Origin of the sequence: Nocardia sp. NPDC056100 (assembly GCF_042266325.1) — a bacterium.
In the GTDB taxonomy this organism is placed as follows: Bacteria; Actinomycetota; Actinomycetes; order Mycobacteriales; family Mycobacteriaceae; genus Nocardia.
The window spans coordinates 164,970-186,808 of record NZ_JBHJVY010000005.1 but is presented as its reverse complement, the minus strand read 5'-3'; the positions used below and the strand labels follow the sequence as shown (position 1 = coordinate 186,808).

General features: G+C 67.1%; 19 protein-coding genes, 1 pseudogene and 2 riboswitches. Of the genes and pseudogenes, 8 read left to right on the top strand and 12 right to left on the bottom strand.

Annotated features, from left to right (window positions below; genetic code table 11):
• Positions 1–13 precede the first annotated feature (13 nt).
• The 4 genes from ACFC0O_RS37565 to ACFC0O_RS37550 are packed head-to-tail and all read left to right on the top strand — an operon-like array spanning position 14 to position 3,661.
• Positions 14–658: an ABC transporter permease gene (locus tag ACFC0O_RS37565; protein WP_364633148.1), complete on the top strand. Its 645-nt coding sequence runs from the start codon at positions 14–16 to the stop codon at positions 656–658.
• Positions 655–1,959 (top strand): ATP-binding cassette domain-containing protein, encoded by a 1,305-nt coding sequence (locus ACFC0O_RS37560; protein ID WP_375966748.1) that lies wholly within the window; start codon positions 655–657, stop codon positions 1,957–1,959. Before ACFC0O_RS37565 ends, ACFC0O_RS37560 begins: the two co-directional genes overlap by 4 nt.
• A complete protein-coding gene (locus ACFC0O_RS37555; RefSeq protein WP_375966746.1) occupies positions 1,956–2,693 on the top strand; it encodes an ABC transporter permease in 738 nt (245 codons plus the stop codon). Before ACFC0O_RS37560 ends, ACFC0O_RS37555 begins: the two co-directional genes overlap by 4 nt.
• Positions 2,690–3,661, top strand: coding sequence for a glycine betaine ABC transporter substrate-binding protein (locus ACFC0O_RS37550; RefSeq protein ID WP_375966744.1), 972 nt, complete (start codon positions 2,690–2,692; stop codon positions 3,659–3,661). Before ACFC0O_RS37555 ends, ACFC0O_RS37550 begins: the two co-directional genes overlap by 4 nt.
• Before the next feature lie 6 nt (positions 3,662–3,667).
• On the opposite strand, the gene ACFC0O_RS37545 is transcribed toward ACFC0O_RS37550, so the two are convergent.
• Positions 3,668–3,952: a hypothetical protein gene (locus ACFC0O_RS37545; protein ID WP_364633140.1), complete on the bottom strand. Its 285-nt coding sequence runs from the start codon at positions 3,950–3,952 to the stop codon at positions 3,668–3,670.
• 132 nt (positions 3,953–4,084) lie between these two features.
• On the opposite strand from ACFC0O_RS37545, the gene ACFC0O_RS37540 reads away from it, so the two are divergent.
• From ACFC0O_RS37540 to atzF, 3 genes are read left to right on the top strand one after another with little or no spacing between them, the layout of a single operon-like run.
• A complete protein-coding gene (locus ACFC0O_RS37540; RefSeq protein WP_375966743.1) occupies positions 4,085–4,798 on the top strand; it encodes a GntR family transcriptional regulator in 714 nt (237 codons plus the stop codon).
• A gap of 3 nt (positions 4,799–4,801) precedes the next feature.
• Positions 4,802–8,419, top strand: a complete 3,618-nt coding sequence (gene uca / locus ACFC0O_RS37535) for an urea carboxylase (RefSeq protein ID WP_375966742.1) — start codon at positions 4,802–4,804, stop codon at positions 8,417–8,419.
• Positions 8,416–10,140, top strand: coding sequence for an allophanate hydrolase (gene atzF / locus ACFC0O_RS37530; protein WP_375966741.1), 1,725 nt, complete (start codon positions 8,416–8,418; stop codon positions 10,138–10,140). The genes uca and atzF overlap by 4 nt, the downstream gene beginning before the upstream one ends.
• Positions 10,141–10,169: 29 nt before the next feature.
• On the opposite strand, the pseudogene glyA reads toward atzF, so the two are convergent.
• From glyA to ACFC0O_RS37505, 5 genes and pseudogenes are all read right to left on the bottom strand, one after another.
• A pseudogene (gene glyA / locus ACFC0O_RS37525) lies at positions 10,170–11,394 on the bottom strand (serine hydroxymethyltransferase).
• Between the two features lie 213 nt (positions 11,395–11,607).
• A riboswitch (cobalamin riboswitch) is annotated at positions 11,608–11,805 on the bottom strand.
• A 98-nt stretch (positions 11,806–11,903) separates the two neighbouring features.
• Positions 11,904–12,665, bottom strand: coding sequence for an ABC transporter ATP-binding protein (locus tag ACFC0O_RS37520; RefSeq protein WP_375966740.1), 762 nt, complete (start codon positions 12,663–12,665; stop codon positions 11,904–11,906).
• Positions 12,662–13,684: a FecCD family ABC transporter permease gene (locus ACFC0O_RS37515; RefSeq protein ID WP_375966739.1), complete on the bottom strand. Its 1,023-nt coding sequence runs from the start codon at positions 13,682–13,684 to the stop codon at positions 12,662–12,664. The genes ACFC0O_RS37520 and ACFC0O_RS37515 overlap by 4 nt, the downstream gene beginning before the upstream one ends.
• Complete coding sequence (locus ACFC0O_RS37510; protein WP_375966737.1) at positions 13,681–14,733, bottom strand: ABC transporter substrate-binding protein; 1,053 nt, start codon at positions 14,731–14,733, stop codon at positions 13,681–13,683. The genes ACFC0O_RS37515 and ACFC0O_RS37510 overlap by 4 nt, the downstream gene beginning before the upstream one ends.
• An 89-nt stretch (positions 14,734–14,822) precedes the next feature.
• Positions 14,823–15,770, bottom strand: a complete 948-nt coding sequence (locus ACFC0O_RS37505) for a methylenetetrahydrofolate reductase (RefSeq protein ID WP_375966736.1) — start codon at positions 15,768–15,770, stop codon at positions 14,823–14,825.
• A gap of 136 nt (positions 15,771–15,906) precedes the next feature.
• Positions 15,907–16,143, bottom strand: a riboswitch (cobalamin riboswitch).
• 167 nt (positions 16,144–16,310) lie between these two features.
• On the opposite strand from ACFC0O_RS37505, the gene ACFC0O_RS37500 reads away from it, so the two are divergent.
• A complete protein-coding gene (locus ACFC0O_RS37500) occupies positions 16,311–16,934 on the top strand; it encodes a carbonic anhydrase (protein WP_375966734.1) in 624 nt (207 codons plus the stop codon).
• Positions 16,935–16,939: 5 nt separating this feature from the next.
• Here the strand turns inward: ACFC0O_RS37500 and ACFC0O_RS37495 are convergent, their stop codons facing one another.
• The 6 genes from ACFC0O_RS37495 to ACFC0O_RS37470 all read right to left on the bottom strand — a co-directional run bounded on the left by ACFC0O_RS37495 (position 16,940) and on the right by ACFC0O_RS37470 (position 21,834).
• Entirely contained in the window at positions 16,940–17,704 is a 765-nt protein-coding gene (locus ACFC0O_RS37495; RefSeq protein WP_375966732.1) for a hypothetical protein, read from the bottom strand.
• Positions 17,705–18,002: 298 nt separating this feature from the next.
• Entirely contained in the window at positions 18,003–18,230 is a 228-nt protein-coding gene (locus tag ACFC0O_RS37490; protein WP_375966730.1) for an acyl carrier protein, read from the bottom strand.
• Positions 18,227–19,132: an alpha/beta hydrolase gene (locus ACFC0O_RS37485; RefSeq protein ID WP_375966729.1), complete on the bottom strand. Its 906-nt coding sequence runs from the start codon at positions 19,130–19,132 to the stop codon at positions 18,227–18,229. The genes ACFC0O_RS37490 and ACFC0O_RS37485 overlap by 4 nt, the downstream gene beginning before the upstream one ends.
• A gap of 91 nt (positions 19,133–19,223) precedes the next feature.
• Positions 19,224–19,814 (bottom strand): hypothetical protein, encoded by a 591-nt coding sequence (locus ACFC0O_RS37480; protein WP_375966727.1) that lies wholly within the window; start codon positions 19,812–19,814, stop codon positions 19,224–19,226.
• A gap of 23 nt (positions 19,815–19,837) precedes the next feature.
• Positions 19,838–20,797, bottom strand: coding sequence for an MlaD family protein (locus ACFC0O_RS37475; RefSeq protein ID WP_375966725.1), 960 nt, complete (start codon positions 20,795–20,797; stop codon positions 19,838–19,840).
• Positions 20,794–21,834: an MlaD family protein gene (locus ACFC0O_RS37470; RefSeq protein ID WP_375966723.1), complete on the bottom strand. Its 1,041-nt coding sequence runs from the start codon at positions 21,832–21,834 to the stop codon at positions 20,794–20,796. The genes ACFC0O_RS37475 and ACFC0O_RS37470 overlap by 4 nt, the downstream gene beginning before the upstream one ends.
• Positions 21,835–21,839 lie beyond the last annotated feature (5 nt).

The following is a 21,839-nucleotide window of genomic DNA, read 5'->3' as shown; positions in this document are numbered from 1 at the left end:
CGAGGGGAATCCCGTGCATTTGTGGAGCTATATCCGAGGACGTGGCGAGACGCTGGCCTTCCTCACCTATCAGCATGCGTCCCTTGCCTTTCAGACGGTGCTGGTCGGGACGATCATCGCCGTCGTGATCGCGATCGCGGTGTATCGGCTGCCGCTGCTCTCGGCGCTGACGCTGACCTCGAGCCGGGTGGCGCTGACGATTCCGTCGCTCGCGCTGCTGGCGCTGCTGCTGGTGCCGTTCGGACTCGGGGTGGTGCCGTCGTTCATCATGCTGGCGTTCTTCGCGACCCTGCCGGTGATCGGCAACGCCATCGTGGGCTTGCGGTCGGTGCCGGAATCGGTGATCGAATCCGCGCGCGGTATCGGGCTCTCGCGCAGGCGGATTCTGTTCACGGTCGAATTGCCGATCGCCTGGCCGGTCATCCTCACCGGCATCCGGATCTCCACGCAGATGGTGGTCGGCGTGGCCGCCATCGTCGCGTATGTGCTCGGCCCGGGTCTCGGCTCGCTCATCTTCAACGGCCTGTCCCGGCTCGGCGGCGCCAACGCACTCGAAATGGCGCTGACCGGAACCATTCTCATCGTCGTGATCGCGTTGGTGTTCGACGCGCTCCTCGTCCTGCTCGGACGGCTCACCATCGCAAAGGGACTCTCATGACCGAGGCAGTGACCCGGCCGCCCGTTCCGGCCGAACGCAATGTGACCGGTGCGTCCATCGTGCTGGACGGTGTGGTGAAACGCTATCGGGGACAGGAGAAGCCGGCGGTCGAGCGGCTCGACCTGGAGATCGAGGCCGGGCATATCGTCGCGTTCGTGGGACCGTCGGGCTGCGGTAAGACCACCACGCTGAAGATGATCAACCGGTTGATCGAACCGACCGACGGGCGGATTCTCATCGACGGGCGCGATGTCACCAAGGAGGATCCGGATAAGCTGCGGCAGTCCATCGGCTATGTCATCCAGTCCGGTGGCCTGTTCCCGCACTGGTCGGTGGCCAAGAACGTGGGAGCGATTCCGCGCGTGCTGGGCTGGGACAAGAAGCGGATCGCCGAGCGCACCGAATATCTGCTCGATCTGGTCGGGCTCGATCCGGCCACTTTCGCGGACCGGCTGCCCAAGGATATGTCCGGCGGACAGCAGCAGCGCGTCGGCGTCGCACGGGCGCTGGCCGCCGATCCGCCGGTGCTGCTCATGGACGAACCGTTCGGCGCGGTCGATCCGATCACCCGGGTTCGGTTGCAGGACAGTCTGATCGCCATTCAGCACGAGCTCGGCAAGACCATCGTGATCGTGACGCACGATTTCGAGGAGGCCACCAAACTCGGGGACAAGGTGCTGATCCTGTCCGAGGGCGGGCATATCGAGCAGTACGCCACCCCGGAGGAGATTCTCACCGATCCGGCCACGCCGTTCGTGGAGGAATTCGTCGGATCGGGGGCGAAGCTGGCGTACCTCACCGTCTCGCGGGTGCGAGATGTGGAGTACGACAAGGTGATTACCGCACGCATCGGTGAACCGTCGGGGGAAGTGATCGCGCGCGCGAAGGCCGCCGGGCACGATTGGATCGTGGTGGTCGATCGTTCCGGGCGACCACGCGCATGGCCCACCCTCGCGGAAGTCGCCAGCAAACCCGAAGTGTCGGACTTCCTGGATCGGCGGTTGCCCGTGGTCGCGCGCTCCTCCACGCTGAACGACGCCTTGGACGCCATGCTCGCGACCAGTCAGGGAGCCACGCTGGTCACCGACGGACGGGGCGCGGTGGTCGGCTCGCTCAATATCGGGGCCGTGACGGAATTGATTCGCACCAAACTCGCGGAGGGGCATCCCGAGGAAGAGGATCTGTCCTACGAAACCCATGTCGACGGAACCGAATACGCGCCGACACCGGTGATCGCCGCCGATGACGAACCGGATTCCATCGCGGTGACCGCGACCGCGGACTCGGATGGGCAGTCATGAATCGATTGCGCCGCACGCCGATCGACGTCTGGTTCGAACCGATCATCATTCTGGCCATCGGGATCGGATACCTGCTCTGGTACCGGTCCACCACCTTCACCGCCACCGAGAAGGCGTCGCTGGGCTGGGCCAATCTGCAGACCACGATTCTGGCGCATATCAAGCTGACCGTGGTGGCCACGCTCATCGTGGTCGTGGTGGCGATACCGCTCGGAATCGCGCTCACCCGACCGGCTTTGAAGCGTTTCGAGCCGATCGTGGTCAATATCGCCAATATCGGCCAGGCGGCTCCGGCGGTCGGGCTGCTGGTGCTGTTCACGTTCTGGCTCGGCACCGGATTCCGCACGGCCGTCATCGGTCTCGTGGTCTACGCCATCCTGCCGATCCTGCAGAACACCATTATCGGTCTGCGACAGGTGGATCAGCGCACCATCGAGGCGTCCCGCGGTATCGGCTTCACGGCCGCGCGCACCCTGGTGCAGGTCGAATTGCCGCTCGCGGTGCCGGTGATCCTCAATGGGGTGCGCACCGCGCTGGTGATCCTGGTCGGCACCGCGACGCTGAGCACCTTCATCGGCGCGACCAGTCTGGGCACGCTGATCACCACCGGTGTCACGCTGTTCCTGCCCAAACTGCTCATCTCCGGTGCGATCCTGGTCGGCCTGATGGCGCTGATCATCGATTGGCTCGGCAGACTGGTCGAACTGGCCGCGACTCCGCGAGGCATCTCATGAGGGCGATACGGGCCGGATCGATTGCGCTGCTGGTGGTTTCACTGCTCGCCGGATGTGATCTGGTGAGTTCGTCGGGGACCTTCCACGCCGCGAAACTGGTGGACGGCGGGCAGCCACTGGATGGCGCGAAACTGGTGGTGACCTCCAAGAGCTTCACCGAGGGCGTACTGCTCGGCAAGATCACCGCGACCTATCTGGCCGCGGCCGGAGCCGATGTCACCGATCTGACCGGTGCGCCCGGTTCCGCCTCCTCGCGGCAGGCCCAGCTCAACGGCGACGCCGATATCCTCTGGGAGTACACCGGCACCGGCTGGGTCAACTACCACAATGAGACCGAGACGATCGTCGACCCGCATGAGCTGTGGCAGCGCGTGCACGATATCGAGCGCCGGGACAATGATCTGGAATGGCTGCCGCCGTCGAACTTCAACGACACCTACGCATTCGCCGCCTCCGGTCCGACCGCGCAACGCCTGAAGGTGAAGTCCCTCTCCGATGTGGCGGCACTGCCGGTCACCGATCGCACCTTCTGTGTCGATGACGAATTCTTCAGCCGCTCGGATGGTTTCATCCCCATGCTCGCGAAATACGGTATCCCCTACAACGATCCGAACGGGGTCCCGTCCGGCAACGTCACCCGCATGGACGCGGGCGTGGTCTACCCGGCCACGGCCAAGAGCGCACCCTGCAACTTCGGCATGGTCTACACCACCGACGGCCGCGTGAAGAACCTGAATCTCACTGTCCTGGAAGACGATAAGAAGTTCTTCCTGCCCTACAGCGGTACCGCCGTGGTGCGCGGCGCGATCATCGACAAGTATCCGGAGCTGCGCACGCTGCTCGGCACCATCTCCGAACGCCTCACCGACCAGCTGATGCAGGACCTCAACGGCCGGGTCGACATCGACGGCGAGGACCCGTCCGATGTCGCCTACGACTGGCTGAAGAGCGAAAAGCTGGTCACATAGCGGGAATCAGAGCCGCGGCCTTCGATCCGCCCGGTGGGACAACCGCTCGGTGAACGTCTCCGCCCAGGCCGCGGCCTCGGTGCCCTCATCGGCGGCGGCCTTGCGTCGCCGCGCCTTCACATGCCCCAGCCGCTCCGCGCGCTTGCCGCCCCCGGGCTGCGCCTGCAACGCGAGAATCCGCACACACCAGGAGACATACGCCTCCACCCCCATTCCCGCCGCCTCAGCGGCGGCGACCAGCGCACGCCAGTCGTCCTCCCCCACCGTCACCGAAATATCTCTACTAGCCATACCACTCCACGCTAACCCTCGAATCTCTCGATTCTCGCCGAATGCCGCCGAACAACACCCGTGAGGGCTTGCTAACCCAGTCGTTACGCACCGTAGCCACGCGGAAACGCCTGCTACATAGCGTATACAGGCATGTCGACACCATTGCGGACGCGCGCCAACGGGGCCAGTGGACACCTGCGCGACACCGTGTACGCCACGCTGCGCGACGAACTCATGAACGGTCAGATCAAGTTCAGTCAGCGGTTGACCGAACCGAAAGTCTCGGCCCGGTTCGGGATTTCGCGGACACCGGCGCGCGAGGCGCTGGCCATGCTGTGCTCGGACGGACTGCTACATCGGGAGGAGATCGGGTTCAGCCCGGTGCGGCCCAGCATTCCGAAGGTGCGCGATCTCTATGAGCTGCGAATCGCGCTGGAGCTGAGCGGAATTCAGCGCGCCATCGACAATGCCGATATCCGGCACGATCATGAGCTGCTGCGGCTCGAACGGGAGCACTGGCTGGCCCTGCGGGCCGATCCGCCCGCGCAGGAGCCGGGATTCGTGGTCGTGGACGAGGGCTTCCATATCGCATTGCTGACCGCGTCCGGCAACGGTGAACTGGTGCGCGCCCTGATCGCGGTCAATGCCCGCATCCGGCACGTCCGCATGTACGACTTCATGGTCAACAACCGGGTCGAGGTGACCATCGCCGAACATCTCGCGATTCTGGACGCCGTTCTCGCCGACGATCTTCCGCTCGCCTACGACCTACTGCACCGGCATATCGGTGAATCCCTCGACGTCGTGGTCGAGCGGGTCACCCGCGCCATCGTCGCCATGTCCATGGCCATTGAACAGGAGTAATCGGTGAGTTCGAGTTTCGACACCGTACTGATCGCCAATCGCGGTGAGATCGCCTGTCGCGTCCTGCGCAGCGCCCGCGAGCTGGGGCTCAAGACGGTCGCGGTGTACTCCGACGCGGACCTCGGTGCCGCACACGTCCGCATGGCCGATGCGGCCGTACGGCTCGGACCGGGTCCGGCCGCACAGTCCTACCTGCGCGCCGACGCTGTCATCGAGGCGGCACTGGCCTCCGGTGCGGGGGCGATTCACCCGGGCTACGGATTCCTTTCCGAGAACGCGGAATTCGCCACCGATGTGGCGGCGGCCGGACTGGTCTTCGTGGGCCCGACGCCGGAACAGTTGCGAGTGTTCGGTGATAAGCACACCGCCCGCGAGGCGGCCCGCGCGGTGGGCGTACCGCTGGTACCGGGCAGCGGCATTCTGGAATCGGTCGATCACGCTGTCTCCGAGGCGAATCGGGTCGGCTATCCGGTGATGGTGAAGGCCGTCGGCGGTGGTGGCGGCATCGGTATGCAGGCGTGTTTCGACGCCGACGAGGTCCGGGCGGCCTTCGCGCGGGTACAGCGGCTCGCGGTGGCGAACTTCTCCTCCGCCGGGGTATTCCTGGAGCGATTCATCAGGCGCGCCAGGCATATCGAGGTGCAGGTCTTCGGCGACGGTAAGGGCCGGGTGGTCAGTCTGGGCACCCGCGACTGCTCGCTTCAGCGCCGCAATCAGAAGGTGATCGAGGAAGCGCCAGCCCCGGGATTGCCCGAAGAGCTCACCGAACAATTGCTCGCGACCTCCCGCGCCCTGGCGAGCTCGGTGCACTATCGCTCGGCGGGCACCGTCGAATTCGTGTACGACACCGAACGCCACGAAGCCTCGTTCCTGGAGATGAATACCCGTCTCCAGGTGGAACATCCGGTCACCGAGGCGATCACCGGCGTCGATCTGGTGGACTGGATGCTGCGCTTGGCCGGTGGTGAGGACACCGTGCTCGACGGTGTACCGGACGCAGGACCCGCGCTCGCGGGCTGGGCGGTGGAGGCGCGCGTCTACGCCGAGGATCCTGGACACGACTACCGCCCGAGCGCCGGATTGGTCACCGCGACAAGATTTCCCGCCGACGCCAGGGTCGACACCTGGATCGGGACCGGCACCGAGGTCAGCGCGTTCTACGATCCGCTGCTGGCCAAGGTCATCACGCACGGCGCGAATCGCGAGGAGGCGTTCGGGAAGCTGAGCGCGGCGCTCGCGGACACCGGCGTCTACGGTGTGCAAACGAATCTGCCGCAGCTGCGGGCCGCCGCGGTCGCGCCGGTGGTACGCGCCGCCGATCACAGCACCGGCACCCTGGCCGACCTGTCCTGGTCCAGCCGCCGGGTGGATGTGCTGCGGGCGGGCACCATGACCACGGTGCAGGACCATCCCGGCCGAATCGGACTGTGGGAGGTGGGAATTCCGCCGTCCGGGCCGATGGATGATCTGTCGTTCACCCTGGCCAATACCGCCGTCGGCAATCCCACCGGCGCACCGGGCCTCGAATGCACCTTGCAGGGACCGCGACTGCGGTTCTCCGGTACGGCGCTGATCTGTGTCACCGGAGCGCCGACCCTGGTGACCGTGGACGGCGAACCCGCGCCCATGTGGGAACCGGTCGCCATCGCAGCCGGATCGGTGCTCGATATCGGCGCGCCCTCGGATGCGGGGCTGCGCACTTACCTGGCCATTCGGGGCGGGATCGACGCGCCGCTGTACCACGGCAGTGCCTCGACGTTCACGCTCGGCGGTTTCGGCGGGGTCACCGGTAAGGCCGTCGCCGATGGCGATGTGCTGGGAATCGCTGCCGTGCAATCGGATACGGCGACTACGCCGGGACCGGTGCCGGTCGAGCAGCGGCCGCTGTTCACCCACGACTGGCAGCTAGCCGTGGGTGAGGGGCCGCAAACCGCGCCCGCCTATTTCACCGACGCCGATATGACGCAGTTCTACGAGCGTTCCTGGCGGGTCGGCAGCCATGCCAATCGCACGGGTATCCGGCTCGAGGGACCGCGCCCGCAATGGTCGCGCACCGATGGCGGTGACGCCGGACTGCATCCGTCGAACCTGCACGACAATCCGTACAGCGTTGGCGCGCTCAATGTTTCGGGCGATACCCCGATTCTGCTCGGCCCCGACGGTCCCAGCCTGGGCGGCTTCGCCTGTCCGCTGACCGTGGTGTCCGCGCACCGTTGGAAGCTGGGTCAGGTGCGGCCCGGCGACACCATCGCGTTCCTGCCCGTCACCGATGACACCGCCACCGAATTGCGCGCCTCGACCACCGCGCGCGCCACCGGTGTGCTCGCCGATTCCGGTGCGGCACTGCGTGATCGCGGCATACTCGGCGGCGTGGACGCCGACGCCGACCGTCCGGCGGTGCGCTATCTGCGCGGCGGCGATGACAATATCCTGGTCGAATACGGTGAGATGGTGCTGGATCTCGGCCTGCGCATGCGGGTGCACGCGCTGGCACAGGCCCTGGCGGCCGCCGCCCCGCCCGGCATCATCGATGTCACGCCCGGGGTCCGGTCGCTGCACATCCACTTCGATCCCGCTGCGCTGCCGCAGTATCGGCTGCTCGGACTGCTCGCCGAACTCGAGGAGCAACTGCCCGCGACCGGCGATCTGGTCGTGCCGAGCCGCACCATTCGGCTGCCGCTGTCCTTCGACGATCCGTCCATCGCCGAGGCAATCGACCGCTACCGCAGCGGAATTCGCGATACCGCGCCCTGGCTGCCGTCCAATGTCGAGTTCATTCGTCGCATCAACGGCCTGGACAGCGTGGATGAGGTCCGCCGCACCGTATTCGATGCCGAATACCTGGTGCTCGGGCTCGGCGATGTGTATCTCGGTGCGCCCCTGGCGGTTCCATTGGATCCGCGGCATCGGCTGGTCACCACCAAATACAATCCGGCGCGCACCTGGACGCCGTCGGACGCGGTGGGCATCGGCGGTAAATACCTGTGCGTGTACGGCATGGAATCCCCCGGCGGCTATCAGCTGATCGGGCGCACCATTCCGATCTGGTCCAGCTATCGACAGCACGCGCCGTTCGAGGACGGCACACCGTGGCTGTTCCGCTTCTTCGACCGCATCGTCTGGGAGCCGGTCAGCCCCGAACAGCTCCTCGACCATCGCGCGGCCGCCCGGTCCGGACGCTTCGACGCCGAGGTCACCGATGGCGTCTTCGCGCTCGCCGAACACCGGAAGATGCTGCGCGACAATGCCGCCGACATCGCCGAATTCGAGACCCGGCAGAGTGCGGCGTTCGAGGCCGAGAAACGCGCCTGGCACGCCGCCGGTGAATTCGACCGCACCGTGGCCGCACCGCCACCGGTCGAGAACCGCGGCGATCCGCTCGCCGATCTGCCGCCCGATGCCACCGTGGTCACCGCGCCCATGGTCGGCAATGTCTGGCGCGTCGATATCGAACCCGGCGCGCGCTTGCGCGCCGGTGACCCCGTGGCGGTCCTCGAGGCGATGAAACTCGAACTGCCCGTGCCCAGTCCGGCCACCGGCACCGTCCTGCGGGTGCTCGTCGCCCCCGGTGCCACCGTGGAACCCGGAACCCCACTAGCCGTGATCGGAGTGACCGAATGACCCCGTCCCAGACCGAGGCCGCCCTCCCCTCGCCGACCGCACGCGTCGCGGCGGCCTACGCGCGCATCGCCGCGGCCGATCGGCCCGAAGTGTGGATCACCCTGCGCGAGTTCGACGATGTGCACGCCGAGGCGGCCGCGATCGAACAGCGCCTCGCGGACGGCGCGGAGCTGCCGCTGGCCGGACTGCTCGTCGCGGTCAAGGACAATGTGGACGTCGTGGGACTGCCGACCACCGCGGGCTGCCCCGAATACGCCTACTCCCCCGCCGAAACCGCCTCCGCCATAGCGCGTTTGGTCGCGGCCGGGGCGATCGTGCTGGGTAAGACCAATCTCGATCAGTTCGCCACCGGCTTGGTCGGGACGCGCAGCCCTCACGGCGCGGTCCGCAACGCACTGCACCCCGAGCTGATCTCGGGCGGATCCAGTTCCGGATCGGCGGTCGCGGTCGCGCTCGGCATCGCCGATATCGGAATCGGTACGGACACAGCCGGTTCCGGCCGGGTCCCGGCCGCATTCCACGACCTCGTCGGCATCAAGGCGACGCTCGGAATCATCCCGGCGCACGGGGTGGTCCCGGCCTGCGCGGACTACGACGCCGTCACCATCTTCGCCGCCACCCTCGACCTCGCCACCCGGGCGGCGGCCGTCATGGCGGGCGCGGAAGGCCGTGATCCCCGCAGCCGAAGTTGGCCCGCCGATGTGCGATTCGCGGCACCCCAGGTGCCGCGGCTGGCCGTCCCCGTGCCCGCCAACCTCGATGCGCTCAGCCCGGAGTATCGGGACGCCTTCGACAGGTCGGTATGCGCCGCACTGGAAGCCGGATGCAAGATCGAGGCGGTCGATATCGCACCGCTGCTGGAGGCCGCACTGCTGCTCTACGACGGCTCGATCGTCGCCGAGCGCTACGCGGCCGTCGGCGCGTTCCTCGATACCGCCCCGGCCGGGGCCGATCCCACCGTGGCGGCGATCATTTCGGCCGCCGCCGCGACCACCGGGCCCGGCTTCGCCACCGATCTGGACACCCTAGCCCGGGCTCGCGCCTTCGCGGCGGAACTGCTCGAACCGTTCGACGCCCTGCTCTTGCCGACGACCACCGAGCATCCGAGTCTCGCGGCGGTGCAGGCCGATCCGATCGGAATCAACCGGCGGCTCGGCACATTCACCAACTTCTGCAATCTGGTGGACCTGGCGGCCGTGGCGATTCCCGGGGCCGCGACCGCCACCGGATATCCGTTCGGAGTGATGATCGTCGTCCCCGCCTTCGCAGATCAGGTCGCGGTCGATATCGCGGCCCGGCTCCAAAACGCCGATACCGCACCGCTTCTGGTCGATCGCGGCGTCGACCTGGCCGTCTTCGGGGCGCATCTGCGGGATCAGCCGCTGCACTGGCAACTCGAGGAACTCGGGGCGCGCTTCGCAGGAGCCATTCGCACCACCGATGCGTACCGGCTCACGGCCATGGCCACCACGCCACCGAAACCCGGACTGGTGCGCACCGAACCCGGTGCGGGCGCGCCCATTCCGGGCGAGCTGTACCGGCTGTCCGAGGCCGCGCTGGGCCGGTTCCTGGCGGCCCTGCCCGCACCGATGGCGCTCACCGCGATCGAACTGGAGGACGGCCGCGGCGTCATAGGTTTCACCGCGACCCATGACGCCACCGCAACCGCCGCCGACATCACCGAATACGGTGGCTGGCGAGCGTATTTGAGCGCTCGCTAGCGCACCGTCCCGCCGCACGACGGGCCGGATCAGAGCAGTCGCCAGTCCTCCAGCCCGTCGTAGAGCGGTACCGCGCGCGCCAGTTTCGTGACCCGGTCGCGCAGCGCCTCGATATCGGAGCCACCCGCCAGGGCGGTGGCGATGATATCGGCGACCTCGGTGAACTCGGCATCGCCGAACCCGCGGGTGGCCAATGCGGCGGTGCCGATGCGCAGACCCGAGGTGACCATGGGCGGGCGCGGATCGAAGGGAACGGCATTGCGGTTCACCGTGATTCCGATCTCGTGCAGCAGATCCTCGCCCTGCTGACCGTCGAGCTGCGAATCCCGCAGATCCACCAGCACCAGGTGCACATCGGTACCGCCGGTGAGCACGCTGATGCCCTTGGCCGCGACATCGCTGCCGGTGAGTCGTTCGGCGAGGATCTTGGCACCGGACAGCGTGCGCTGCTGCCGATCCCGGAATTCCGCACCCGCCGCGATCTTGAACGACACCGCCTTGGCCGCGATGGCGTGCATGAGCGGTCCACCCTGCTGGCCCGGGAAGACAGCCGAATTCAGCTTCTTGGCGAATTCCTGCTTGGCCAGGATCAGACCGGAGCGCGGACCACCCAGGGTCTTGTGCACGGTGGAGGAGACGATATCGGCGTGCGGCACCGGCGAGGGATGCAATCCGGCCGCGACCAACCCGGCGAAGTGCGCCATATCGACCCACAGGTATGCGCCGACCTCATCGGCGATCTCACGGAAGGCCGCGAAATCCTGATGCCGGGGATAGGCCGACCAGCCCGCCACGATCACCTTCGGCGAGGTATTGCGGGCGATCTTGCGGACCTCGTCCATATCGATGCGATGGTCCCGCTTGCTCACGCCGTAGGCGCTCACCCGATACAGCTTGCCGGAGAAGTTCAATCGCATACCGTGCGTGAGATGCCCGCCGTGCGCCAGATCCAGGCCGAGCAGCCGGTCTCCCGGATTCATCAGCGCCATCAGCACCGCGGCATTGGCCTGCGCACCCGAATGCGGTTGCACATTGGCGAATTCCGCGCCGAACAGCTCCTTGGCGCGATCGCGGGCCAAGGTCTCCACCACATCGACGTGTTCGCAGCCGCCGTAGTAGCGGCGGCCGGGATAGCCCTCGGCGTATTTGTTGGTCAGCACGCTGCCCTGGGCCTGCAATACCGCGCGCGGTACGAAGTTCTCCGAGGCGATCATCTCCGAGGGTGTCGCGTTCGCGGGCCAGCTCGCCCGCCATGGCGGCGGCCAGCTCCGGATCGAGCTCACCGAGCGGTTGGGTGTTGACCGAGGCGGTGCGGGGATGAGAAGCAACCACTGGCGTACTCCGTTGGCTAGCAAGGGGATAGCCGACGCCCTCGGGCACGCGCACCTGAGACGGTCCGGCTCCCGCACGCGGGCGGCCCGGAGGTCGGTGCTGCGCCCAGTCCACGAGGCGGCGACCGCCGGATACGGCGCATCCGGCACAGCGGGCAGGTCTTCGGACTCACAGGCACCGGCCCGAATTCGGCCGCCCTACCGGCCGTCGCTTCCCGGGCTGTCGGTCGCCCAGTGCGTGTGACGGCGTTCGTTCCTGCTCACCGCTGCGGGACAGTCCCGGATTCCCACCGGGTTCCCTCTTCGCCCGCGGGCTCGCACCGTGCGGACTTCGACGCCGGGGATCGATCCGGGGGCTCCCGATATCGCGATCACCGGCGAACCAGCTGCGTACGAAGCATACGATGCCCGCACGCCCGGGGCGCGCTCCGGTCAGTCGCGCAGGAATCGCACCGAAGTATCGCCCGCGCCGGTGCTTTCGACCCGGCAGCGCACCCGGTAGACCTCGGCGATGAGTTCCTCGGTCAGCACCTGCGCCGGAGCGCCGGTCGCCACCACGCGGCCGTGTTGCAGCACCACCAGTACATCGCAGAACATGGCGGCCAGATTCAGGTCGTGCAGGGCCAGGATCGCGGTCACCGGCAGGGCGCGGACCAGGGTGAGGATCTCGAGCTGATGCGCGATATCGAGATGGTTGGTGGGCTCGTCGAGCAGGAGTTCGCGGGGTTCCTGCGCCAGCGCGCTCGCGATCAGCGTGCGCTGGCGCTCACCTCCGGAGAGCGTGTGCCAGCGCTGAGTCGCCTTGTCCGCCAATCCCGCCGCGGTGAGCGCGGCGTCGATGGCCGCGGTATCCGCGCCCGGATCGCCGCCGAACCAGCCGCGATGCGGAATCCGGCCGAGCCGCACCACATCGTGGACGGTGAGATCGAGATCGGTATCGGCGTGCTGGCCGACCAGCGCGATCCGGCGCGCGAGCTGTCTGCGCGGAATATCGTGCAGGGCGGTGTCATCGAGGCGGACGCTGCCGGAATCGGCGCGGTCCAGGCCCGACATGAGCCGCAGCAGTGAGGATTTGCCAGAACCGTTGGGGCCGAGCAGGCCCACGGTGGTCCCCGGTTCCGGATCGAGGGTGACGCCGTCCAGCACCAGGCGGCCCGAGCGGGTCCAGGAAACCTCGAGTGCGCGCAGGGTCATGTCAGCTGCCTGCGCCGCCGGGCCAGCAGGACCGCGAAGGCGGGCACCCCGAGCAGTGCGGTGACCACGCCGACCGGAATCTCCCTGGCGCCGAACGCACTTCGCGCGAAGGTATCGGCCCACACCATGAAGACCGCGCCGATCAGTACCGTCACCGGCAGCAGCCTGGAATGACCGGGACCGACCAGGAAGCGGGCGAAATGCGGTAGCACCAGGCCCACGAAACCGATCGCCCCGGCCGCGCTCACCAGTGCGGCGGTGACCAGCGCGGTGACCAGCAGCAGCACCACCCGGGTGCGGCCCACGGCGACGCCGAGCGCGGCGGCGGCATCCGGGCCGAAGGCGAACGCGTCCAAAGCCGGTGCGTACCAAAGACAGATGAGACCGCCGATCCCGAACACCGTGGCCGCCAACGCCACATCGGTCCACGTCGCGCCCGCCAGCGAGCCCAGCAGCCAGAACAGCACGCCGCGCGTCTGTTCGGCATTGGCCGAGGACAGCACGATCAGCGAGGTCAACGCCGAAAACAATTGGGTGCAGGCCACACCCGCGAGCACCACCCGATCCGGGGTGCCGCCCGCGCCGTAGGCCAGCGCCAGCATGAGCGCGAAGGACAGCACCGCGCCCAGGAACGCACCGCCGGACAGCGTCAGCACCCCGGCTCCGACTCCGAGCACCGCCACCAGCACCGCACCGGTGGAAGCGCCGGAGGACACACCCAGCACGAATGGATCCGCGAGCGGATTGCGCAGCAGCGATTGCAGAATCGCGCCGCAGAGCGCGAGCCCCGCCCCGCACAGCGCCGCCAGCAGGGCGCGCGGCAGCCGCAATTGCCAGACGATTCCGTCGGCCAGGCGACCAGCGGTGGAGGTGCCGATGCCGAGGTGCTGACCGATGATGCCGTAGACCTCGCGCAGCGACACATTCGCGGGCCCGATGGATACCGTCACGGCGATCGAAACGACCAGCAGCACAGCCGAACCCAGGCAGATCGCGGTGGCGCGGCGGGCCGGAGTCAACGCGCCGTGGCCAGACCGGTCGCCAGCTTCTCGATGGCGTCGATCTCGCGGATGCCCGGATCCAGTTCGGAGCCGGTCATCACCACGTAGTGCTTACCCTGCACCGCGCGCATTCGATTGGTGGCCGGATTCGATTCCAGGAAGCTGATTTTCGTGGTCAGCGCATCACCCTCGATGCGTTTGCGGCTCAGGTCCGCGAGCACCAGCACATCCGGATCGCTCGCCACGACCGCTTCCCAATTGATCTCGGGCCAGTCCTCGCGCTGATCGACGAAGACATTGCGCGCGCCGACCTCCTTGGCGTAAAGCCCGGGGGCGGAACAGCATCCGGCCATATAGGGGGTTTTGACGCCGGAGAACCAGAAGGCGACGGTCGGTGCGGAACCCTGCTGCCCGCCCGTCGCGGCGCGCAAGCGGCCGCGCAGCTGATCGACCAGCTGCGCGCCCCGATCCTGGACGTCGAAGATCCGGGCCAGTTCGGTGATCTCCTGGAACAGCGTATCGATGCCGAGTGGCGCTGTGCGGGTGACGGTTTCGCCGTCCACCTTCGCGCCGGTGCAGACCGCGGGCGACTGATAGGTGGGGATGCCGAGCTGCGCGAACCGGGAGCGCTCGGCCACCACGGCCGGGGTGAAGGTGTGCGCGCTGGCCGAGGTCACCAGATCGGGTTCCTTGGCCAGCACCGCCTCGAACGACGGATCGTTATCGGCCAGGCGGGGCACCTTGGCGTTATCGGCCGCCAGCGCCGGGAGCACCGGATCGAACCAGGTCGAAGTGCCGACCATGCGATCGGCCAGGCCCAGCGACAACAGGATCTCGGTGGAGGCCTGGTACAGCGCCGCCGCGCGGGTGGGCGCCTTGTCGAAGGTGACCTTGACGCCGCAGTTTTCGAGGGTGAACGGATAGCTGGTGCGCCCCGGGCGGTCCTGGGCGCTCGCGTCTCCGGCCGTCGTCGTATCCGAGGAGCTGCCGCAGGCGGTGATACCGGCAACGAGACAGCCAACTGTTCCGAACACAGCCAGAAGCCGCATCGCTCGCGTCGTCTTCATGAAATGCACCGTACCAATCGGAATCTTATGGAATCCCCGGCGCGGTATGCGCCCGGAGCGAATGTTCAGCGACCGAATCGGTTTCGCGGTCATGCGCTGAGCGGCGCGGCGGTGACGTGGTAGCCGAGGTTGTTCAGCACCTCGCGGGTCGCCTTGGCGAAATTGAGCGTGATGAAGTGCAGGCAGGGCGCGCCCTCGTCGATGAGCCGCTGCGCGATCTCGGTGGCGATCTCGATGCCCGCCGCGCGCACGGCGGCCCGATCCTCCTCGGGACCGTTGCCCGCCGCGCGGCGCAGCCGCTCGGCGATCGCGGCCGGGAGCGCCCGCCCGCTGAGTTCCTCCGCGCGGGCCACCGTGCGCATCGAGGTGATCGGCATCAGTTCGGGGATAATGGGTTTCGCGCCCTGCACCGGATCGAAGGCGGCCATGCGATCCCGCAGCCGCAGATAGTGCTCCGGATCGAAGAACATCTGGGTGATCGAATAGTCCGCTCCGGCACGGAGTTTCGCGGCCAGATAGGCGGAATCGGTCTCCAGGTCCGGGGAGCGGTGATGCCCCTGCGGGAACGAGGCGACCCCGACGTGGAAATCGCCGAGCTCCCGCACCAGCCGGACCAATTCCTCGGCGTACTCCAGGCCGTCCGGATGTTTGCGCCATTCGCCCAGCGGGTCGCCGGGCGGATCTCCGCGCAGCACAAGGATATTGCGGATGCCGCAGTCGGCGTAGGAGCCGACCAGCGCCCGCAGTTCGGCGACGCTGTGCCCCACCGCGGTCAGGTGCGCGACCGGCAGCAAGGTGGTCTCCTGCGCCAGTTGGCCGGTGATGCGGGCGGTGCGGTCCTTGGTGGAGCCGCCGGCCCCGTAGGTCATCGATACGAACGCCGGGTGCATGCGCTCGAATTCGCGTGCCGCGCGCCACAATCGGGCTTCACCGGCGGCGTCGCGGGGTGGATTGAACTCCACCGAGAACGGCACCCGCGACCCGGAATGGGCGCGCAGACTTCGCACGACGGTAGAGGTGTTGTCAGCGTTCGACATCGAGGAGCTCCATGATCAGCGACCGATACGCCGTCACCCCATCGGGAGCGCACGCTGACGGAGCCCGCGGGGTGATTCGTCCCCGCACCGATCCTCGGCGTACCGCCCAATCCACGAGGCGACGACCGCCGGATACGGTGTATCCGGCGCAACGGGCAGGTCTTCGGACTCGTGGGCGCCGGCCCGCACCGGGCCGACCCCGGCACACACGACCGGGGCGCTACCTATCGGCCGTCGCTTCCCGGGCTCGCGCCCAGTGCCTTCACGACCGTCGTTCCCACTCACCGCTGCGGGACAGTCCCGGATTCCCACCGGGTTCCCTCTCACCCGGCTCGCGCGTGCGCGATGCCGAGCTCGACGCCTTCGAGTGGATCAGGGGCTCCTCAATACCCTCTCCGGCGAACCAGCTGCGATGACGAACTCTAGCGAAGTCCGGCGGCGTCTCCAACCGGCGGGTTGCGGTCGGACCAACCGGCGGGTTGCGACCACACCGTGAACCTCACATCGCGTCCAGTCTGTTTCATGGGCAATATGGGAGCTATGCCTTATTCGAACCCGATCAGTGCCTGGAAGTCCCTCCGCGAAGGAAATGAGCGTTTCGTCAACGGTGAACTGCAGCACCCCAGCCAGGGAGCGGCGGATCGCGCCAAGCTCGCGGGCGGGCAGCACCCCTCGGCGATCCTGTTCGGCTGCGGTGACTCCCGCGTCGCCGCGGAGATCATCTTCGACCGCGGTCTCGGCGATATGTTCGTGGTCCGGACCGCGGGCCACGTGGTGGACAGCTCGGTGCTCGGTTCCATCGAATACGGCACCGAGGTGCTCAATGTGCCGCTGATCGTCGTCCTGGGTCACGACAGCTGCGGCGCGGTGCGTGCCACCATCGACGCGCTCGACAACGGTGAGGTGCCCGGCGGATTCATCCGCAGCGTGGTGGAGCGGGTCACCCCGTCCATCCTGCTCGGCCGCCGCGAGGGCCTGACCACCGTCGACGAACTCGAGGGACGCCACGTCGAGGAGACCGCGCGCCAGCTCATGCAGCGCTCGACCAGCATCTCCAAGCGCGTCATGGCGGGCGAACTCGCCATCGCGTGCGTCACCTACAACCTCGCCGACGGCCAGGCGAAACTGAACAGCGTCTTCGGCAATATCGGCGAACACGCCTGATCGGATTATTGGCTCGGTCGCCCCGCGACGGCGTTGTAGATGCCGTCGCGCAGGCGATCGAACCATTGCTCATCGGCCTCACGATGCTCGGCTTTGCGCGCCTTCGCCGATCCGGCCTCGTATCGCCAACGCGCCCACGGTGATTGCGGGCGGGCCAGGCGAATCGCGCCGATCAGTCCCACTATCGGTATGAACAGCGCGAACAGCCCGGTCCAGGCTTTGCCCTTGGCCATGGTCACCAGGGCGAGCGAGCCGTGCAGCAGCACCACCCCGACGACCACCTGCCAGCCGCGAAAGTTGTCGGTGATCCCCAGCGGTGTCGCACCGAGCAGCATGAGGGCGCACACCGCGATTCCGATGACGACCGCGTCCACCGATACCCGGCCCTGTTCGGACCAGTAGACGTCCTTCAGATCCAGGATCAACGCGAACTCGTCGAGCACCAGCGCGGTGCCGACCCCGAATAGTCCGGCGAACAGTTCCGGCCACGGCGAATGCTCACCGATCGGGCTGAATACGCCGAATCCGGCCGCGATCATGAACACCACCCCGAACACCATGTGGTGAATATGCTTCCCGCCCGGGGTGATATTGCCCGGCCACCACGACACACCGGCGCGAATCATGCGCACGCTGATCCGGATGAACACGAATGTGATCACGAACATCAGCAGCAGAATCGCCAGCGGCAATTTGCCCGGCAGCACGATCATCCGATCGAACCAGCCGTCCGGAGCTGCTAGCGGTACACCCGCGGGAACGCGTCTCACGCCACCTCCAGGATCAGGCATTTCGCTCGCATTCGAAGCCAACGATAGCGATCTTGGTAGCCGAGAACCGGCATTCGGGACGGAGTGCGCCGAAGTGGTTCGGTGATGCCGCCGGGCAGGGGGACGATTCCGGCGGCATCAGCGTGAGCGGTGAGCACGCCCTCGGTTGCAGCGAGGGCCACCACTCAGGAGGCGGGTATACACCCGGGTTCCGGACCGCTTCGAGACTATGGGCGGAAACCCTTACCGCGCTTGATGATTGCTGACCACGGAATGACGGCCGGGTGAATAGTGGTCGCTAGCGACGCGGACGGCGGCCGTTCGCATCGCAGAATTTGCGTTCCATCGCTTCCCAGACCTCGCGCAACGTGCCGGTCCGCGGGATCTCGTCGGGGGTGACGCAGATCCCGAAGGTCTTCTCCAATTCGGCGATCAGTTCCAGCGAGTGCATGGAGTCGAGACCGCAGTCCAGGTACGGCCCATCCGAATCCTGTTGCGCCGCAGCCGATGTACCTCCGGAGGTCATGCCGTCGCCCGGCGCGGAACCGTCGCCACGGTGCGATCGACGAAGGCCGCCAGCTCGGCTATCGCCAGGCGAGATTCGGGGACCAGCATGGCGGCGGCCTGGAAGACGTGGACCTGTTTCAACCAGAGCTGGAACTCGCAGGGGACGCCGCGCGCCGCGAGGCGGGCGGAGAGCAGCTCGGCGTCGGGGAAGGTCATTTCCGTGGAGGTCGTCTGGATGAGGGTGGGCGGCAGACCGGTGAGATCACTGTCCACCGGGGAGAGCAGCGGGCGGTCGCCATTGGCCCGTTCGGCATGAGCGGTGAAGACGCCGACGGATCTGATCGGGAAGACATCACAGGTCGCGGCGGTCGGCGCGGCCACCATGCGGCTGGTATCCCAGCCGGTGAGCGGGGACATCGCGGCGATCGCCGCGGGGACCGGCAGACCCTCGTCGCGGGCGGTGATCGCGGTGGCGAAGGTGAGATACCCACCGGCCGAATCACCCATGAAGACAATGCTTTCCGGGGCAACGCCCAGACCGAGCAGATAGCGGTACGCGTCCACGCAATCGTCGATCGCGGCGGCGACCGAATGTTTGGGGAGCATGCGGTAGTCGACGCTCAGCACCGGAGCGGACAGTGCCTTGGCGATGCGGCCCACCAGCTGGCGGTGCAGCCATTTACCGCCGACGTAGAACGCGCCGCCGTGGAAGTACAGCACCACCCGCTCGCCGATCGGGTCGGCCGGGGTGACCATTTCGGCTCGGGCATTGGCGAGCTGGATCCAGCGACGATCCAAGCCGCGCGGCGACCACATGAATCGGCCCAGCTGATCGGCGAGCCGGTACGGCCACGGCAGGTTCGGGGCCAGCGCCCAGAGCCACAGCACGGGTTTCATGGTGTAGCGCAACGTCTGCCGCACCACCCTCGATTACCAACTGCCCCCGGGGAATTCGGTATAGACGAGCTTCTCGGTCACGGTGGATTCCTCCTGGATTACTGCGATGATTTCGTCACTTGCGCGGGAGCGCGCCGTCCATGCCGCCGACATCGGAGATCTTCCAGCCCGAATTCGTATCGATGGTGACGCTGTAGGTGACGGTGGTGAGCCCGCCGTCCGGGGCCTGGGCACTGGTGGAATTCACGTTCACGAAGACATTCACCTTGTAGATGCCGCCGGAATCCGAGGCGACCTTCGCCGTGATCGGGGTGGCGGTCGAGGTCCACTTCAGCGGGACCAGGATCTCCTGCAATTTGGGTGCGGTGGCATCGAATTTGTTCGCCAGGGTGGGCGTGGTGTTCGCCTTCAATTTGGCGAACCAGGAGTTCACATCCTTGTAGTCGATGGTGGCCGCGCCTACCGCGTAATCGGTGGCCACCTGTTCGGCGTGCTGATTCGCGGCCGTGGCGGCGGTGCTGTCGCTCAGCTCACCGCGCGCGGAAATCCACAGTGCCGCGAACACTCCGGCGGTGATCACCAGCGCCGCCACGACGGCGGCCGTGATCATGGTCGACAGCGAGACCGCGATGGTCCGCCCGGTCCCGGCCGCGGCGGGCTCGGCGGTGGTCTTCTCCTCGATGTTCTCGTCGATCAGGGTCGCCATCTGAACTCACACTCCATGTCTGATTACTTGACGTTGATCCGCAGCCGCAGCGCACCGTCATCGCCGACCGAGGCGAGCGCCTGTGCGAGCAGACTGCTGATATCGACCTGCGGAATGGTCGAAATACCGGTCCGGACAAGGGGTTGCAGCACCGGAAGCAGGGCTTGCAGATCCGGCCCGACGGTGCGGACCCATTCGGCCAGCTTCTGCAGGAACGGTGCGAGACCATTGCCCTCGGCGTACATCTGCGGACCCGGTGCGATCTTGACCAGATCCCCGAACGCCGCCGCGATCCTGTCCACGCCGACGCCGAAATCCACCCACTGCGGATTGCCCGCCGAGATGGCCGGCGCGGCCCAATCCATATCTCCCGCAAGCGATTGCAGATTGGTGATGACCGCGCCCAGCTGCGGCGAGCGGCTGATCATGCTGGCCGCCAGCAGATCGCTCGCACGCGCCAGTCCGGGCACCGTGGATTCGGTTCCGGTCAGCGCCCGGTCGAATGTCTCGATGAGCGGTTTGATGGATTCCGGATCGAGTTGATTCAGGAATTTCACCACCAATTGCGCGACTTCCGGAATCGAGGTGGGCATGCGAATCTTCTCGGTCGCCACGGTCTGCCCCGACCGCAGATAGGGTCCCGCGCCGGTGGCGGGCACGAATTCGATATAGGGCTCACCGATCGCGGACAGATTCTCGATGACCACGCGCGAGTCGACCGGAATCTTATAGGTGTCATCGATGCGGAAATTCACCTCGACGCCCGCCGCGGTGGTGTCCACCGAGGTCACATCGCCGACGCGAACTCCGCTGAGCAGCACCGGCGAGCGCACCCCGATACTGCCGGAATTGGTCAGCACCATGCGCGCGGTGGTGTAGTCCACGAAGGTGTCGAGCCGGACCACCCCGTACGCCAGATAGATCGCGCCCAGGATCGACACGACCGCGATGGACAGCAGCGATACCGCTCCCCCGGCCTTCATCGCACCGCGCCGATCATGCGCAGGGTATCGACGATCCGGTCCACCTGATCGTTCTTGGCGACGGTATCCGGCCCGCTCACCGTCGCGCCGGTGATATTCACCTTCGGCCCGCGCTCGACGAACGGAATGATCTTGTCGCGCAGCAGGGCGACCAGCTTGTTCAGATTGGACGGCGCGCTCAGATCCAGGGGTCTGCCCGTGAAGGCCAGCGGCAGAAAGGCTTGCGCGGCCGCATCGGCGGAATCGACCAGCGGGGCCGCCCAGATCAGCGCGTGCCCGACCGCGCCGAGCTGGCCCAGTACGCCGACCACCCCGACCACCGAGGACACCGCCGCGGAGGTCTGCGTGACGCCGTAATCGGTGAGCAGTTCCTTGATGGCGGGCGCATCGGCCGCCACCGTGCTCGCATCGGCCCCGATACCGTTCAGGAACGAATCCACCTGTGCGAGATTGTTTCCCAGATCGACGTAGTCGGCGTGCAGCACATCGGCGATGCGCGCGGTCTCCTTGGGATCCGCGGGCAGCACCCCATTGAGCTTGTTCACCGCATCCTGCATCCGGCCGATGGCACCGCCCTGGATGAAGGTCGCCAGGCCCGCCATGGTGTCCTCGAGCTGCACCGGCGGTTTGGTCTGAGTCAGCGGAATCGTCCCGCCCGCTGGGATTTTCGCGCCGACTCCGTTCGGCGGGGTGGTCAGCGCGATGTGGATATCGCCGAGCACGGTGTTCTGGCGCAGTTCACCGATGGTGGATACCGGCAGCTGCACCGAGTCCAGGATGTCGACATCGACGATGACATAGCCGCCCTTGGCGGGAGCCGCGGCCGGATCGACCACGCGCACATCGGCCACCGTGCCGACCCGCACCCCGTTGGCCATCACCTTCGCGCGTGCCGGAAGGTTCAGCGCGCTGGTGAATTCCATCTGGATGCGATGGGTCGGACCCGATACCTCCGCACCCGGCACCGGTACCGAGGCCGGATCGAAACCGCAACCGCCGGAGGTGGCCAGCACCGCCGCGGCGAGTGGCGCCGCCATCAGGA

Bases quoted from the DNA above. Each gene is read 5' to 3' on its own strand.
- ACFC0O_RS37560 (WP_375966748.1), top strand. From the start codon at position 655: ATGACCGAGGCAGTGACCCGGCCGCCCGTTCCGGCCGAACGCAATGTG.
- ACFC0O_RS37545 (WP_364633140.1), bottom strand. From the start codon at position 3,952: ATGGCTAGTAGAGATATTTCGGTGACGGTGGGGGAGGACGACTGGCGT.
- ACFC0O_RS37475 (WP_375966725.1), bottom strand. From the start codon at position 20,797: ATGAAGGCCGGGGGAGCGGTATCGCTGCTGTCCATCGCGGTCGTGTCG.
- ACFC0O_RS37520 (WP_375966740.1), bottom strand. From the start codon at position 12,665: ATGACCCTGCGCGCACTCGAGGTTTCCTGGACCCGCTCGGGCCGCCTG.
- ACFC0O_RS37480 (WP_375966727.1), bottom strand. From the start codon at position 19,814: ATGGCGACCCTGATCGACGAGAACATCGAGGAGAAGACCACCGCCGAG.
- ACFC0O_RS37555 (WP_375966746.1), top strand. From the start codon at position 1,956: ATGAATCGATTGCGCCGCACGCCGATCGACGTCTGGTTCGAACCGATC.
- ACFC0O_RS37470 (WP_375966723.1), bottom strand. From the start codon at position 21,834: ATGGCGGCGCCACTCGCCGCGGCGGTGCTGGCCACCTCCGGCGGTTGC.
- atzF (WP_375966741.1), top strand. From the start codon at position 8,416: ATGACCCCGTCCCAGACCGAGGCCGCCCTCCCCTCGCCGACCGCACGC.
- ACFC0O_RS37550 (WP_375966744.1), top strand. From the start codon at position 2,690: ATGAGGGCGATACGGGCCGGATCGATTGCGCTGCTGGTGGTTTCACTG.
- ACFC0O_RS37490 (WP_375966730.1), bottom strand. From the start codon at position 18,230: ATGACCTCCGGAGGTACATCGGCTGCGGCGCAACAGGATTCGGATGGG.
- ACFC0O_RS37505 (WP_375966736.1), bottom strand. From the start codon at position 15,770: ATGTCGAACGCTGACAACACCTCTACCGTCGTGCGAAGTCTGCGCGCC.
- ACFC0O_RS37510 (WP_375966737.1), bottom strand. From the start codon at position 14,733: ATGAAGACGACGCGAGCGATGCGGCTTCTGGCTGTGTTCGGAACAGTT.
- ACFC0O_RS37540 (WP_375966743.1), top strand. From the start codon at position 4,085: ATGTCGACACCATTGCGGACGCGCGCCAACGGGGCCAGTGGACACCTG.
- ACFC0O_RS37500 (WP_375966734.1), top strand. From the start codon at position 16,311: ATGCCTTATTCGAACCCGATCAGTGCCTGGAAGTCCCTCCGCGAAGGA.